This window comes from Sphingomonas sp. 179-I 2A4 NHS (assembly GCF_045369135.1).
Lineage (GTDB): Bacteria > Pseudomonadota > Alphaproteobacteria > Sphingomonadales > Sphingomonadaceae > Sphingomonas.
This window is the reverse complement of record NZ_JBIQFL010000019.1, coordinates 19,688-34,270: the sequence shown is the minus strand read 5'-3', so window position 1 is coordinate 34,270 and position 14,583 is coordinate 19,688. Positions and strand designations below refer to the sequence as shown.

Sequence of the window (14,583 nt, the reverse complement as noted above, 5' to 3'; positions counted from 1 at the left end):
TCGTCACTACGACGAAGCCCCAACCCTCCTTAATTCACAACCTCAAATCTGTGCCATAGGTGCTGACGGCGGACACTCCCCCCTGTTACCCGCGACCTAACGGTCACACCCCCACCACCTTCATCACCTCGTCGCCGAGGTGATTGATGACCTTCACCGCCACCTTGCCGCCAGCGGGTCTTGGAAACGGGCGCGAGCGGGTGCGCTTCAGGCTTTCCCACGCGTCGGCGTCGATCTCGGCCTTCAGCGTCGTCTTGAGCGCCTTGTAGGGATCGCTCGCGCCGGGGAAATAGGCATGGCGGACGAAGAAGCTCTCGTAATTGTAGTCGGTGTCAATGAACCAGACGGCGATGTCGTCAGCGTCCCCGCTGACGATCTCGCCGCCCTTGTACATGTCGACGCCGGCGACCTCGATGCTGATGCAGCCGTCTGCTTCCTCGTGCACCTGGATGTCCGGCTCGCCGAATACGGTGAACAGGTTGCCTGCGCCCGTATTGGCGAGATCCGGCATGTGCAGGTCCGGGTTGATCCGCGCCTGAAGCACGGTGAGCGCGCCCATGCGGTCGAACTCGGACGCATGGGCATCGAAATTGAATGACGCCGCGATCAGCAGATCGAAGCCCGCCTCCATTGCCTCTCGCGCCGCAGCGGTCAGGTCCGCGCGCGCGACGGTGCCATATTCCGGCCCCACCAGAATGGCGGCACGGCGTGTGGGACTGTCAGCCAGCGTGTCGCTCTCACCTTCGGACGCCTGCCGCACCGCGCCCTCGGCGCAGATGAAGCGGCCGGGCCAAGGCTTGAGCGAGGCGAAGACCAGCCGGTCGGCCTTGTGCGCCTGCTGTACGCCCGAGCGCTTCAGGTTCTCCAGCACCATTTCGGCGAAGTCGACGCTTTCGGCCGTCGCGCCCTTCTGCCGCCGGCCCTCCGCAGCTTCGAGCTCGTCGAACAGGCTGTCATCGGCGTCCACGGCGGGCACGCGATGGGGTGAGAGACTCTCTACCGTGAACGGGCCGGCGACCCGGACGCGACCCTTATCCTCATAGGGCTGGTCATAGAGGTATTCGGTGTCCGCCTTGGCGGCGATGGAGGCATCGATTTCCTTCTGGCGGGCGTTGCGCGCCTGCCACCATGCTGCGTGAGGTTCTGCAGCGGCGGACTGCTGCGCGGTCAGTTCGCGCGGGATTTCCCATTCCTGCCAATCTGTCCCCAGCGTGGCGTTGATCGATTGACGCAGCGGCTCCAGCTTCGCCTGATAGCTCTCCCAAATCGTGTCGATCTCGGCGTTGTTGGCAATGGATTTGAGCGTGATGTGCGGCACGCGCTTGTAAACGAAGCCCTGACGCAGCCGGCCATAGGTGGGCGTGTCGGCGGGGACGGTGCGCGTAACCTCGCCCTCCTTCACCTGCCCCTCGCGGCTGTCGGCGAGAAGATACCAAGGGTATCGCGCACCCATGATCCGCGCGCGGGCAAGCGCCAGCGCGACGCGGCTGGTGTCCATCGTGATCCAGCGGCGGCCCCATTGCTCGGCGACATAGGCGGTGGTGCCCGATCCACAGGTGGGATCGAGGACGAGGTCGCCGGGATCGGTGGTCATCAGGATGCAGCGTTCGATGACTTTGTTCGCAGTTTGCACAACGTATACCATCCCGGAAGCGCGGCAGTCGTCCCAGAAGTTGGACATCGCCTCGGTCGGCACATCACTCGCGAAAAGCTTGTAGTTCGGTAACGACCCAGGCTTCAGTATTCTGTCCGCCTTAATGAGGCGCTGCAGATTTGATTTAGTGGTTTTCCACGAGTACTTCTGCCTCTTAACCGTTTTCCCCTCGAAATCGAAATCGTAGAAACAGGTCTCGGTATACCCTGAAGACATGAGGGGCGCTGCACAGAACACTTGCTCTGGTGAAAACTCGTCAGCGGCATTAAGCCTTTCTTCGGCGTTCATCCGCGTGAATGTGCCTACGTCTGACTGTTTCCAAGTGTACCCAGTTCCTTCGCCGATAGTTCGAGGCGCTGGGATGGGTCTAAACTTCACCACCTTTGAGTTTTTCGCATACCAAAGTACATAATCTAGAGTTCCAGCGATGCCGCCAGACCCCAAACCGAGCGTTTTCTTGACCGCGATCTGGGCAAAGAAATTCTCTTCACCCAGAACTTCGTCCATCAACGCTCTCAGCCTATGCACATTCTGGTCGCCAATCTGCACGAACACGCTGCCGCTTTCGGCCAACAGGTCTCGCGCGACGGTTAGCCTGTCGCGAAGGTAAGTGAGATAGCTGTGGATGCCATCGGCCCAAGTGTCGCGAAACGCCTTAACCTGTTCGGGTTCGCGGCTGAAATGGTCGGACTTGCCGTCCTTCACATCGCGGATGGTGGTGCTCCACTGGAAATTGGAGCCAAAATTGATGCCATAGGGCGGGTCGATATAGATGCACTGCACCTGCCCCTTGAGCCCCTCGCGCTCGGCCAGGCTCGCCATCACCTTCAGCCCGTCGCCCAGGATCATCCGGTTCGACCAGTGCTGGTCGTGTTCGTAGAACTCGGTGCGCTGGTCCGGCTCGATCCCGTTGAAGTCGGCGAACAGGTCCGGCGCTTGCTCCGGCTCGGCGCGACGCTGGCTGGCGCGCTTCAGATCCTCGACCAGCGCCTTGGGGTGGATCTTCTCCTGGATGTAGAGCGGCGGCGCCTCGACGATCAGATCGGACCAGTCGGCCACATCCTTGCCCCGCCAGACGAGTTGCGGATCTAGATCCGGATTGCGCCGGTCATAGGCCGCGCGGATCGGCGTCTTCACCTCCGGCGGCACGAAGGCCTCCAGCTCGGCGGTCGGCGCATTGCGCCTCGACGCTTCGTCATGGGTGAGGGTTTCGACGGTAAGCGGCTTCCTTGCCATCAGGCGGGATCCTCGGTCTGGCACACGTGCTTCATGTGCCGAATGTCATGGCGGGCGGCGAGCTCAGCGAGGCGCGACGGAAGGTCGCGCTCGGTCAGCAGAACGGCATGGATTGGGCGGGTCTGCCCATTGTTCTGGCGCTTGGCTTCCGCGACAGCACGATATTTGATGCACTGATAAATCCCCCGCTCAAGATCGAGATCACCCGATCGCCGGGATTTCGCTTCGATCAGCCAAAGCCCATCGGCTGTATCATGAACGGCATCGACCCGATCTCCTGACGGCAACGGCCATTCAGTCTCGCCGGCAGCGCCGTTCTGCCCGGTGAACGGCAGACAGTTCGCTTGCGCCCACAGGCGCAGGGCACGATGCTCATCACTTTCCGCAACCGGACTGTAACCGCTGGGCGCCCCTCCATCATCGATCTCTATACCCGGCAGCGCGACCGGCTCGACGATCAGAGGCCGGTCGAGACGGGATGTATCTCGGAGAGGCGGCAATATCCGCCGGATCCAATCGGCCATGGTCGCGCGGGACGAACGCTGATCAGCGCTGTCCAGCGGATTATCTTCGCCGGCAGCGAAGTAGAGCCCCGCTGTTTTGATCCGATGGCCCCGCGGCAGGATCAGATGTTCCCGGTCCTCGGTGTTCGCCACAAAGGCCTTGGCCGCCACTGCGCTGAAGATAAACCGCTCACCGGGACGGACTTCAGGGAAGGCGGGATCGTATCCATATTCAGGGCGAGTACGATATCCCCCGACGACGGCATCCTCATACCACCCGACAACGCGGAGCAGGTCAGCTTCCCGTGGTTTCGAGATGAACACAATGGTCCACAAGCGATCGCTGCGTTCAGAAAGCCGCTCACCGTTGCGGATATATCCGTAGAAGAGCCCGTCGCCGCTCGGTGAGAAATTATAGGCTTCAGCGCCGGTACCATGCTCGGCCACATACCCCATCGTGCTGCTGATCCGTTCTCCGTCATATTTGGGAGACCAGCCGATGTTCGCGACGATGATGTTCTCGAAACTCATGCAACCACCCCGGCCACTGCTATTTCATCGAGCCAAGCCTCGACCTTCGCCGCGAACTCCGTGGCGATGGTCCACACGTCCGTGAACTCGGCGAAAGCCCATCGGCCGTGCTCACCCAGTGCGTTGACGCCGGGCACCCACAGGGTGCGCATGGTCTCCGCCTTGTCCTTGTCGTCCTCGTCGCGCGCGCCCTTGATCTCGACGACCAGGTGGAGCGGGTCGTCAATGCCCCGCCCATCGTCGATGCGCAGGATGAAGTCCGGGCGATAGCGTCGTGCTTCGCCCCCGGCGCTGTAGGGCACCTCGAAGCCGAGATTGTGGTTCTTCACCCAAGCAAGCACGCGCGGGTGCCGGTCAGCGACCCGGCAGAATTCGGCCTCCCAGTCGCTGTCGATCACCGCATAGTTGATGTGGCAGCGCTCGCTCGTCTCGTAGCGGTCCTTGCTCGTCATAAAGCTGACGTGCCCGGTGCTGCCCTCGCGATTATACGGATCAAGCATCGCGAGCACGCGGCCGCCGCCTTCCTGCCCACGGGTGATGGCGGCCATGATCCGATCGGCCACGCGATCGGCGATGTTGTAATAGAGGAGCTGTGCCGGCTGGGTGCCCCCGGCCAGCACGAGGTGGTGGGCCATCCACTGCCGCACGATCAACTTCATCTGGATGATCAGGCCGACATTGGGCCGGTCCCCGGCGTTCGTCATCTTCCGCTTTACGATCCATTCGGCGAGCTTCAGGTGGATCGTAGCCGCGCGGGTGTCGGCCAGATGCTCGATGGTCAGGTCAGCCGTCTCGCCGATGATGCCCGAATTGACCGTTTCGGTCGCGCCGACGAGCTCGGGGGTCAGCTCGAGCGTGGAATCCTCGGAGAAGGAGGCGGTCAGCCGCTCGCTCGGCAACTCTGTGCGGTAGCCCTCGACGCGCGGGTAGCGGATCTCGGACATGTCTCGCGCAGGGCTGATGGCGTGGACGCGTTCCATATTTTCCGGCCGCTTCGGCGGCGCGACCACAGGCTGGGCGGTGAAGTCGAAAGGAATGCCGAGCACGTCGGCATATTCGACGGCGAAGAGCCCGTCCGGCTGAAGCTGATAGGATTGGCGCCTGAGCGCACGGCCAATCACCTGCTCGCACAGGAGCTGCGTGCCGAAGGCTCGGATCCCGAGCACGTGGGTGACGGTGTTGGCGTCCCACCCCTCGGTCAGCATCGAGACGGAGACGACGCACCGGATACCTTCGCCTAGTTGCCCCTTGCGTCCGACGGTATTCATCACCTCGCGCAGGATAGCGGCATCATCGACCTTCTCGGCGGCCGCGCGGTCGCCCGTGCGCTGGATCAGCTCGTCCTTGAAACGGGCAATTTCGTCTTTGGCGGCATCGCGGAACTCAGCGCTGATCGCCTCGCCGCTTTCGAGTTGCTGACTGTCGATCAACAGCGTACGCATCCGAGGCAGCGCCGATCCGTCAGGATCGAAGTTGCGGAACAGCGGGCATTTGCCCTTCATCGGCGTGATATTGCCTTCGGTGTCCTCGATCGCGTAGCCGGCGATATAGTCATGCACGAGCTTGGAAGTGGCGGTGTTGTTACACACCACGATGAAGACGGGATCCACCCCGACGCCGGCCTCGCGCCAGAGCGCGTGTGTCTTTTCGTAATGACCGTATAGGGCGTCAATCGCGGTCAGTAGCTCGTTGGGCAGCTTCTGGGGATCCAGTCCCTTGGCACTGCCGCGGCCCTTCTTGGGCAACTGCTTGCCGACATGGTCCCACAGGTTGCGGAACATCGGCGTATCGCCGCCGGGGACATTGTCCATCACGGGCACGCGCGGCAGCTTCACGATCCCGCACTCGATCGCATCCATCAGGCTGAAGTCCGACATCACCCAGCCAAACAGCGAGCCTTCGCGGTACCCGGAGCCGCGCAGAAAGAATGGCGTGGCGGACAGATCATAGACCATCGACACGCCGAGCTCGCGCTTCACCGCCTCGATGCCCGAAATCCATAGGCGCGCGGCTTCGTTCGCTTCCTTGGCCTCCGCCAGTTCGTCCCCCTTGAGCGCCTTCTGCTCCTCTTCTGACAGCGGGCGCTCGCGATAGCAGTGATGAGCTTCGTCGTTCAGCACGACGATGTTCTTGAGGCCCATCAGTTCGCCGGCCACGCGGCGGATCATGGCCCCGTCACTTTCCGGTTTGGGGGTGGTGCGCAGGGCGGCCTGCTGCACCTTGTTGAGCGGCACCTCGTCCTTCTTCTTGAACGCGTGATAATTGGTGATGACGATCTTCGCCCGGCCGATGTCGAGCAGCATGTCCTCGGGCACTATCTCGCGGCTCTTGTAATAGCTTTCTGGATCGTTGGGCTGGAGGACGCGCAGACGATCCTTGATCGTGATGCCCGGTGCGACGACCAAGAAGCCCTTGGAGAAGCGCTTCGCGTTGGGATGGCGAACGGCATTGAGCGTCTGCCAGGCAATCAGCATCGCCATGACCGTCGTCTTGCCAGCGCCGGTCGCCAGCTTGAGCGCCATTCGCATCAATTCTGGATTTGAAGCGGCGTTCGCGGCTTCGAGATGCGTCCAGAAGCGGCGGCCTTGGGACGAGGAGCGCGGGGCGACCTCGGTCAGCCAGATTACCGTCTCCACCGCCTCGATCTGACAGAAGAAGGGGCGTTGGTTGGCGAAGTTGTGGCTGCGCCAATGGCGGAGCAAGCGCGCCGTCGTAGGCGTCACCTGCCACTGGCTCTCCGGCAGCGTGCGCCAACTATCAACGGCGGAGCGTATGCCGTTGATCACCTCGGTCGGATTATATTCTTGGCCGAGTTCATCGGTGAGCAGGTCCGCCTGCACAGCCTTGCCTCTGACCTTCCGCGCCTTCGGGATAGGAGAGATGAGAGCACTTTGACGGCGACGACGGACAATCAAGTTCGTCGGCTGCCCGTTGGAATCGAGTTCCCAATGGTTGGTGGGTTGTTCGTAAGGTGAATTAAGGATGGGGGACCGAAAAAAAACTTCACTCATACGCCGCCATCCCGCCGCTCCCGATTCCAGCTAGCCCCAGCTTCGTTCCTGAATGGTTCCGCAAGCAGGGTGGCGTCAAGCATTTCAAGCCAATGACGCGGCCGATGGTGTCACAAGCGTTCAGTTGACAGCCGACCGCTGGTTCTCGATGTTCGGCCTTTGTACCGCCTGGGGTCGCACAACTTTCATTGGAGACAGGCCAGCGGCAGAACTTGGGGAGAAGAAGGTGAAGCTGATCCGCGCGCAGGCGACGAACTACCGCAACATCATCGATTCGAACCCCGTCGAGATCGGCCAGTCAACTTGTCTGGTCGGCAAGAACGAGGCGGGCAAGTCGGCCTTCCTCAAGGCGCTCGAAGGTCTGCGGTCCACCGATAAGGCCTTCACCGAATACGGCAAGATCACGAACTATCCCAGGCGCGCGTTCGCCGACTACGTCGAGGATCACGGCAGCGGCGAGGCGGTCGTCATGAGGACGTCCTGGGAGCTCGACGATGACGACGTAAGGGCGATCGCCGCCGAGCTGGGCACAAAGGCACTGAATGGACGGATCATCGAGGTCTACAAGACTTACGAACAGACCAGCACGACGTGGACGGTGCCGCTCGACGAGGCATCCGTTGTCGCCCACCTAGTAGACACCCACGGCCTGACGACTGAGGAGAGGACGCAACTCGCCGGATCTAGCACCACCGTTCGCGTGGCAGCGCGTCTTGAGGCGGCAGACGTGCGATCCGAAGGTCAACAGGCCCTCCTGGATGCGATCAAGGAGTTCAGGAAAAACGATGCTTCGTTGAGGGCGATCGACATCCTGAGCGAGCGGATGCCGCGCTTCATGTACTTCTCGCACTACGACCGCATGAGCGGCGAGGTGTCGATCAACCAGCTAGCGCAGGATCGCAGCAACGGCGTAGAGATGGCGAGCGGCGACCGCGTCTTCCTCGACTTCCTTGAGTACGCCGGCACGACGCTGGAGGACCTCACCGCGACCGACCAGTTCGAGGAGCTGAACGCCAAGTGCGAGGCCGCCGCCCTGCGCATCACCGATCAGATTTTCGAGTACTGGACCCAAAACGACGAGCTGAAGATCAAGGTCGTCCTCTCTGAGGGCAAGTCCGGCGATCCTGCTCCGTTTAACAGCGGCCCAGTGGCGCGGGCGCGCGTCGAGAACGGCCTGCACGGCGTCACGGTGCCATTCTCCGAGCGCTCCGCCGGCTTCATCTGGTTCTTCTCCTTTCTCGTGAAATTCGCGCAGATCCGGAAGAAACACGGCAACGTCATCCTGCTCCTCGACGAGCCTGGCCTGACGCTGCACGGCACCGCTCAGCTCGACCTGCTTCGCTACTTCGCCGAGCAGATCGCGCCGAAACACCAGCTGATCTGGTCGACCCATTCGCCTTTCATGGTGCCGCCGGATGACCTCGCCTCGGTCCGGACCGTCGAGGACGTTGTTGAGATCGACGCGCGTGGCCGGAAGAAGTCGATCGGCACCAAGATCAGATCGGACGTTCTCACCACCGATCCGCAGACGAACTTCCCCGTGTTTGGCGCGATGGGCTTCGAGATCACCCAGACGCTCATCATCGGCAAGAACACGCTCCTCGTGGAGGGGCCGAGCGACGTCCTCTACCTCCAGATCGCCTCCGCCGCCCTGAAGGCGGCGGGCCGCGCGCACCTCGCCGCCCGCTGGGCACTCTGCCCCTCGGGCGGCATCGACAAGGTGCTTCCGTTCGTGAAGCTATTCTACGGCAATAAGCTCAACGTGGCCGTGCTCACCGACTTCGACCGAGGGCAGAAGCGCAAGTTAGACGACCTCTATAAGTCGGCGCTCCTCGCCCAGGAGCGGATCATCCTCGCGACCGAAATCGCGGGCAAGGAGGAGGCTGACATCGAGGACTTCTTCGCACCTCAGCTCTTCGTGGACCTCGTGAACGCCACCTACGGCCTGAAGGAAGAGCACGCTCTGACGGTAGAGAAGCTCGAAGCCGCCGACACGAACACGATGCGCATGGTCAAGAAGGCGGAGGCGTACTTTCGGCTCTTGCCGCCAGAGATCCCGGAGTTCAGCCACTACGATCCCGCCGCCTACCTGCTCCAGCACCCCAAGCTGCTCAGCGGCTCCAGCAAGGCCGTCAAAGAGACACTCGACCGCTTCGAGAAAGCGTTTCAGCGGATCGGGGAATTCGCATGCTAAGCAACGTGGATTTGGTGAATCGAGAGTGATCACGGGGACGACGGGTGCGCGATGCCGTATCGAGCGGGTGCTAGAAATCCTTCCGTGTCATCTGGCCGAAGGGCGAGTTCTGCCAGTTCGCTTCAGTTCGGCGAACGACCGCTATGGGCTAAGCGGTCATTTCGAAAGAGCACTGGACACCCGCACACGTCAGAGTCACAAGGGCGCGGCAATCCTGCAAGAACCGCGGATTTCCGTTGGTCTGAGCGGCAGGTATTTCGGTCTGGAATCCTGTCTCCCCGACCATCCCGAGCCGCGACGCCAGGCGCCTCGGGCGCCGGGACCCCTTCCCCTTCGGAAGATACGTAGGGCAGTGCCCTCTCAAGACGGGTAAATCTGGACTGCTCAGTGAAGAGGAGTCCTCCATGTTGAGAAGCTTTGTGATCGCCGGCGCGCTCTGCGCTGCATGTGGCGCGACGATCGGCGCAGCACAGACGGTGAAGGAACAGGCCCATATTCCACAGCAAGATGGAATGACTGACGTCACGGTCTTCAAGGTCAACAAGCGCCTGGAGACGGTCACATGCCGGGATTTCAACCTGGTCGATGTGCAATATCGGCCGCAGGCGATCGTCTACGCCGCCAATTACGGGCCAAAGGGCAAGCCGCACCCGACGGTGACGGTAGCGGGCGTCGAGACCGTAACTCCCATGGTGGTGGATGCCTGCCGTGCGCGGCCCGGTGATCAATTCGTCGGTGCCGTTCAGAAGGCGCTCGCCCAGCAACGCGCGGGGATGAAGCGCGGCTCGAACTGATGCACGGGCGCCGGCGTCGTTCAGCGCCGGCCGCCTGCATCCGCCATGTGCGGGGCGGGATGCGCCTTGTCGCGACGGTGCGCCCTGCCCCCTTTTCCAAAGACGATCATCGAACGGGTTTGCATTTCCTCCGGCAATTCGGTTCACACCGCCTCCTGCGCCAATGGCGGAAGGAGAGATGATGACCGACCTGCTCGGCACCTGGACGCTGGTTTCCTGCATCAACGATCGCGGCGGCACTGAGGTCAGGACTTTCGGGGATCCGCCCGCCGGTCAGCTCCAATATACCGCTGACGGCCGCATGTCGGCGTTCCTCATGGATCCGGCCTGGGCAGCCGCCGGCAACCCGGCCGCGGACAGCTTTTCCGAATTCTTCGCCTATGCCGGCACTTGGCACCGTCAGGGTGACATGATCACGCACAAAATCCTGTTCGCGTCGCAACCGGCGAGGGTCGGCACCAGCTTCGTGCGTCGGATCGTTCCGATCGCACCTGACACGATCCAGTTCGTTACCGAGCCTGAGGTCTCCAAATCAGGTCGCACATACGTGACCCGACTGGAGTGGCAGCGGGTCACCGCCACGCCCTAGGCCAGCCCATCACGTCGACGCACCCGTCGGCCGCAAAGCCGTGGGGGCTGGAACGATCAAAGTTTAGCACACGTTATCTTTGGTAGAGCGCGCCAAACGCGCCAGGAGATGTGTGTATGCGTAACAGAATGATGGGGCTCTTTGCCGCCCTTGCCATGACCTTCACCACCGTCGGCGTCAGCGTCACGCCGACCGCCGCCAAGGCCCAATCCTATCGCAATGGCCACCATGGCTATGATCGCGATCGGGGCCGTCGCTACGTGCCGCCGCGCCATGCCTATCGCGATTATCGCAAGCATCGCGGACACCGCGCGTATCGCCACGATCGCCGCCACTGGGATCGGAAGCATTATCGCGGCCCGCGTCATTACCGCAACGGGCCGCCGCGCGCTTACTATGCGCCGCGGTATCGCAATCCGTATCGCGCTGGTAATGGCGGCAAGCAGCCTGACGGGCGGATCAACAGGATCCGCCCGATCTCTTCGTGGCCTGTCGATCCAACGACATGAGTTGCTGTCGGGACGATCTGGGTCTTTGCTGGCGCTGGTAAGCAGTAGCACGGCGAGCCCGCTGCCTGCGCTGCGCCAATCCCGTGGGTTTTGGTTCCACCCGACCGCGCGCTTTGCTTGTGCGCGTCCCAGCCCGTTTGCGGAACCTGCAGTTTCTTCCGGCTAAGAGAAGCGGTGTCGAAGCAAGACGATGATGCGTCAAGGTGTGCGATCCGCCGCCGCGAGCAGTTCATCTAAAGAGGCAGGCGAGAATCCGAACCGGTCCAACAAATCCAACATCACATCCCACCAGCGCATGAAGCGTGCGAGGTCGGCCGCATCGCGCACGTAGGGGGTGTGGCCCGGCACAAGGCTGGGTGAGTGGAAGGAGAAAGTCAGCAACCGGGCGCCCTCTCCTGCTGCGATCCGCACGGCTTCCGCGGCCTCCTCGATCGGCACGCCTTCCGGCGTCAGCGGCACACGCGAAACAAGGCCAGAGCGCGCCAGTAGTCCGCGTCCCCGCGGTACAGCGCCGCCGAGCGCGTGAAGCGACGGCCCGGCGCGCCGCAGCCGGCCAGTGAAGATCGTCGACAACGGCACCTCGATCATCCCGCTCCGGCGCAAGCGAAACGCCTCCATCCCGACGCCCCTAAAATCTGGCCCGCCGTCCTGGGAATAATCGTGACGGGCGCGCATTGACGTATCGAGGCGATAGCCACGTTCCGCCAGCAGCCGCAGCGTTGCCGGGCCGATCCCGTAGCGCCCCGCACGATAGGCGAGCGGCGCCCTGCCGAATGCGGTTGTGATCACATCGGTCAACGCGTCTAGCTTTGCCGCTTCGAGATCGACCGGCAGGTTCCCGGCGAATGACAAGCTTGCGCTCGGCGCTTCGGCATGTGGCGGATTCACCCACGGATGAAGCTGCGCGCCGATCGTCGTTCGACCGTCCGCCACCAGTCCGCGCAGCACGTCCACCGCCCCGGCATCAGTGACAATCGGATAGTCGCACAAATAGCACGGCGCGATGCCTTGCTCTGACAGCCGCGCATGCATTTCCGGCAGCGCGGCGATTGCACTTACCGAACGTGCCTCGCGCGAAAACGGCGCCGACCAGTCGAACTCTTCCTCGCAATCGACGAAGAGCATGAACCGGTTGCCGAAATCGGCGGGCCAGCGGATCAGATCATCGGGATCCGGCGCCGGAACACGCCAGCCATGCGAGCCCCTCGGCGTCACGCTCCCGTTCAGTTCGTCGACGCCTGTCCCATGTCGCCGATCGAAGCTGCCGGCAGCGTCACTGTCAAGCGATCCGCCTCGATCGTCAGCCGCCCGCCCAGCTCGAGCGCCAAGTTCGCGATCAGCCGCAGTGCGAAACCCGTGCCGAGCAGCGGCGCTCCGGCCAGAGCCGTCTCGCGCTCGGCATCAAGGTTCAGAAGCGCCGTCTCGCTCATATCCGCCAGTGTTTGCGGCCGGGTGATGCTGATCTGCACGCGCTGGCCCGCCTGCTGCTCGGCCGCTACCCGGATCGCCTCGCCCTCACGGCTGGCTGACACCATGGTGCCGATCAATCGCGTGAACAGCCGCTCGGCCGCACGATCGTCGCAAGCGAGGCCAAGCGCCACGTCGCCCGTTTCCACCCCGATGCTGCTACCGCGACGCGCCGCCAGCGACTGCATCTCGCCAGCGACGCGCTCCAGCAGCGGCGCCAGCGGCACCACGCCCGGGCGAAGCTCCAGCGCATCGCTTTCCATGCGCGCCGCGAGGTCCAGATCCTCGATCGCCGCGACCAGGTCAGCCGCCAGCGATCGGATCGTTGATGCGCGCTCGCGATGCACCGGATCGACCGGGCCCAGCAATTGCGCCTCAATCAGTTCGGAGAAGCCAGCAATAGCGTTGGTCGGCGTGCGCAGTTCATGAACGAGTCGGCGAAGGCCCTCGGACTTGCGATGGCCGGTCGCGGCGCCCGCCCGTTTCTCGGTGGCCGGCCGCCGTGCCTCGCCGCGGTAACCGACGAACTGCCCGGTTGCCTGCTCGAACAGCGGCATGGCCGACACGCACCAAGCCCCTGCCACCGCCCCCGCGCCGTCAAGCACCACGGGCGCGTCAGCAATCGCGGCACGACGCTCGAACAGCGCCTGGAAGCCGCTCTCCTCATGACGGCTGAACAAGGATAGCCCGACCACAGCGCCGCGCGGCACGGCATCGGACCAACGGATCACGCCGTCGGCCCCTGTTTCGAAACGGAAATGGTCGAGCACCGAAGCTGGCGGCGCGGGCGCCCGCGGCGCGATCGGCATCCCGCCATCGCGCTTGAAGCTCTCGATCCGGTCGACGAGCGCCGCGATCTCGAAACCGGCCGGCGCCCGGGCCGGGGATGGTATTGCCTCCACCTTCGACGGTTCGGTCGCCTCGACCGTCTCCTCGACGATCATCTCGGCAACCGCATCCAGCGCCGCCGCAGGCTCGATCTCCTCAGGCTGATCTGCCGCTGCCGGCGCGTCATAGCCGAGCGCGAAATCTGTCGGTCCGAAACTCTCCAGCGCCCGCACGACCACCGGATCGAGATCCGTCCGCTGGCGCAGCGCCGCACGCCCGACCGGCCCGAGGCGCGGCAGGATCGCGATCCACTCCTCCGCTTGCAGCATCGCACCGCGCAGCGCCGCTTGGGCGATGGCGGGCTCATCCTCGGCAAACAGCGCGATCAGCGCCGCGCTCGGCCGGCCCAGCGCCAGTCCCCGCGCCGCAGCAGCACGCGCGCTTGCCGGAACCTGGGATCGTAGCGCCCGCAGCCGCCCCAGCGTCTCGGCATTGGGCTCCGCGCGTCCGCGCGCCAGAAGGTCCGCCAGCTGTCGGAACGTCGCCTGCGCGCCAAAGGCAGTCGAGGCGTCGGCAGCAAGAACGGTCTTGAGACTGTCGTCGAACCGCACTCGCCGCCCCATTGTTACGCCCGCGACCCGCTCGCTGCGCCGAACGGCCTTAGCGAGCCTGCCATAGAAGCGAAACTAGTCATTTTACGGTTGTCATGAGGTGGCACAATTGCGTTGACGCGCAATTATCCTATTATGAAAACACATCGTTAGTCATGAACATGCGTTTCAGGGGTATAATGACGCTTGACCGAATAGACCGTCGGATTCTCGCCCTGCTGCAGGAAGACGGCCGGATGACCAATGTCGATCTGGCTGAACGGGTCGGGTTGACGGCCCCGCCGTGCCTTCGGCGCGTTCGCTCGCTTGAACAAAGCGGCGTCATCCGTGGCTATCACGCGCAATGCGATCCCGCCGCGCTGGGCTACCCCATCACCGTTTTCGCCATGGTCAGCCTGCGCAGCCAGGCGGAGCAGGATCTCGCCGCTTTCGAAAAGCACGTCGCCGGCATCCCGGAAGTGCGTGAATGCCACATGCTGAACGGGGAGATCGACTTCATCCTGAAGATCGTCGCGGCGGATCTGGAAAGCTTCCAGCGCATCCTCACCACGCATCTCACCGCTGCGCCGAATGTCGCCAGCGTCAAATCGTCGCTGACGATCCGCACCGCGAAATCCTCCCCGGGCGTCCCGATCGACATACCTGCCGAGTGATCG

The 14,583-nt window shown here is 63.2% G+C and carries 10 protein-coding genes; 5 read left to right on the top strand and 5 right to left on the bottom strand.

The window, feature by feature from the left end; translation table 11 throughout:
• Positions 1-103: 103 nt before the first annotated feature.
• The 3 genes from ACH0CP_RS18065 to ACH0CP_RS18055 are packed head-to-tail and all read right to left on the bottom strand — an operon-like array spanning position 104 to position 6,935.
• Entirely contained in the window at positions 104-2,890 is a 2,787-nt protein-coding gene (locus ACH0CP_RS18065; RefSeq protein WP_406890028.1) for a site-specific DNA-methyltransferase, read from the bottom strand.
• Positions 2,890-3,924, bottom strand: a complete 1,035-nt coding sequence (locus ACH0CP_RS18060; protein ID WP_406890026.1) for a hypothetical protein — start codon at positions 3,922-3,924, stop codon at positions 2,890-2,892. The genes ACH0CP_RS18065 and ACH0CP_RS18060 overlap by 1 nt, the downstream gene beginning before the upstream one ends.
• Positions 3,921-6,935, bottom strand: coding sequence for a BPTD_3080 family restriction endonuclease (locus ACH0CP_RS18055; RefSeq protein ID WP_406890025.1), 3,015 nt, complete (start codon positions 6,933-6,935; stop codon positions 3,921-3,923). The genes ACH0CP_RS18060 and ACH0CP_RS18055 overlap by 4 nt, the downstream gene beginning before the upstream one ends.
• A gap of 226 nt (positions 6,936-7,161) precedes the next feature.
• On the opposite strand from ACH0CP_RS18055, the gene ACH0CP_RS18050 reads away from it, so the two are divergent.
• The 4 genes from ACH0CP_RS18050 (at position 7,162) to ACH0CP_RS18035 (ending at position 11,021) form a co-directional block, all read left to right on the top strand.
• Positions 7,162-9,129: an AAA family ATPase gene (locus ACH0CP_RS18050; protein WP_406890023.1), complete on the top strand. Its 1,968-nt coding sequence runs from the start codon at positions 7,162-7,164 to the stop codon at positions 9,127-9,129.
• Positions 9,130-9,533: 404 nt separating this feature from the next.
• Complete coding sequence (locus tag ACH0CP_RS18045) at positions 9,534-9,923, top strand: HdeA/HdeB family chaperone (protein ID WP_406890021.1); 390 nt, start codon at positions 9,534-9,536, stop codon at positions 9,921-9,923.
• Positions 9,924-10,104: 181 nt separating this feature from the next.
• A complete protein-coding gene (locus ACH0CP_RS18040; protein ID WP_406890019.1) occupies positions 10,105-10,512 on the top strand; it encodes a lipocalin-like domain-containing protein in 408 nt (135 codons plus the stop codon).
• Between the two features lie 116 nt (positions 10,513-10,628).
• Positions 10,629-11,021 carry a hypothetical protein gene (locus ACH0CP_RS18035; RefSeq protein ID WP_406890018.1) on the top strand — a complete coding sequence of 131 codons (393 nt, stop codon included), beginning with the start codon at positions 10,629-10,631 and terminating at the stop codon, positions 11,019-11,021.
• Between the two features lie 198 nt (positions 11,022-11,219).
• On the opposite strand, the gene ACH0CP_RS18030 is transcribed toward ACH0CP_RS18035, so the two are convergent.
• Entirely contained in the window at positions 11,220-12,236 is a 1,017-nt protein-coding gene (locus tag ACH0CP_RS18030; RefSeq protein WP_406890017.1) for a polysaccharide deacetylase family protein, read from the bottom strand.
• An 8-nt stretch (positions 12,237-12,244) separates the two neighbouring features.
• On the bottom strand, positions 12,245-13,927 hold the full coding sequence (locus ACH0CP_RS18025; protein ID WP_406890015.1) for a sensor histidine kinase: 1,683 nt from the start codon (positions 13,925-13,927) through the stop codon (positions 12,245-12,247).
• A 179-nt stretch (positions 13,928-14,106) separates the two neighbouring features.
• Between ACH0CP_RS18025 and ACH0CP_RS18020 the strand changes: the two genes are divergently transcribed.
• On the top strand, positions 14,107-14,580 hold the full coding sequence (locus tag ACH0CP_RS18020) for an Lrp/AsnC family transcriptional regulator (protein WP_406890013.1): 474 nt from the start codon (positions 14,107-14,109) through the stop codon (positions 14,578-14,580).
• Positions 14,581-14,583 lie beyond the last annotated feature (3 nt).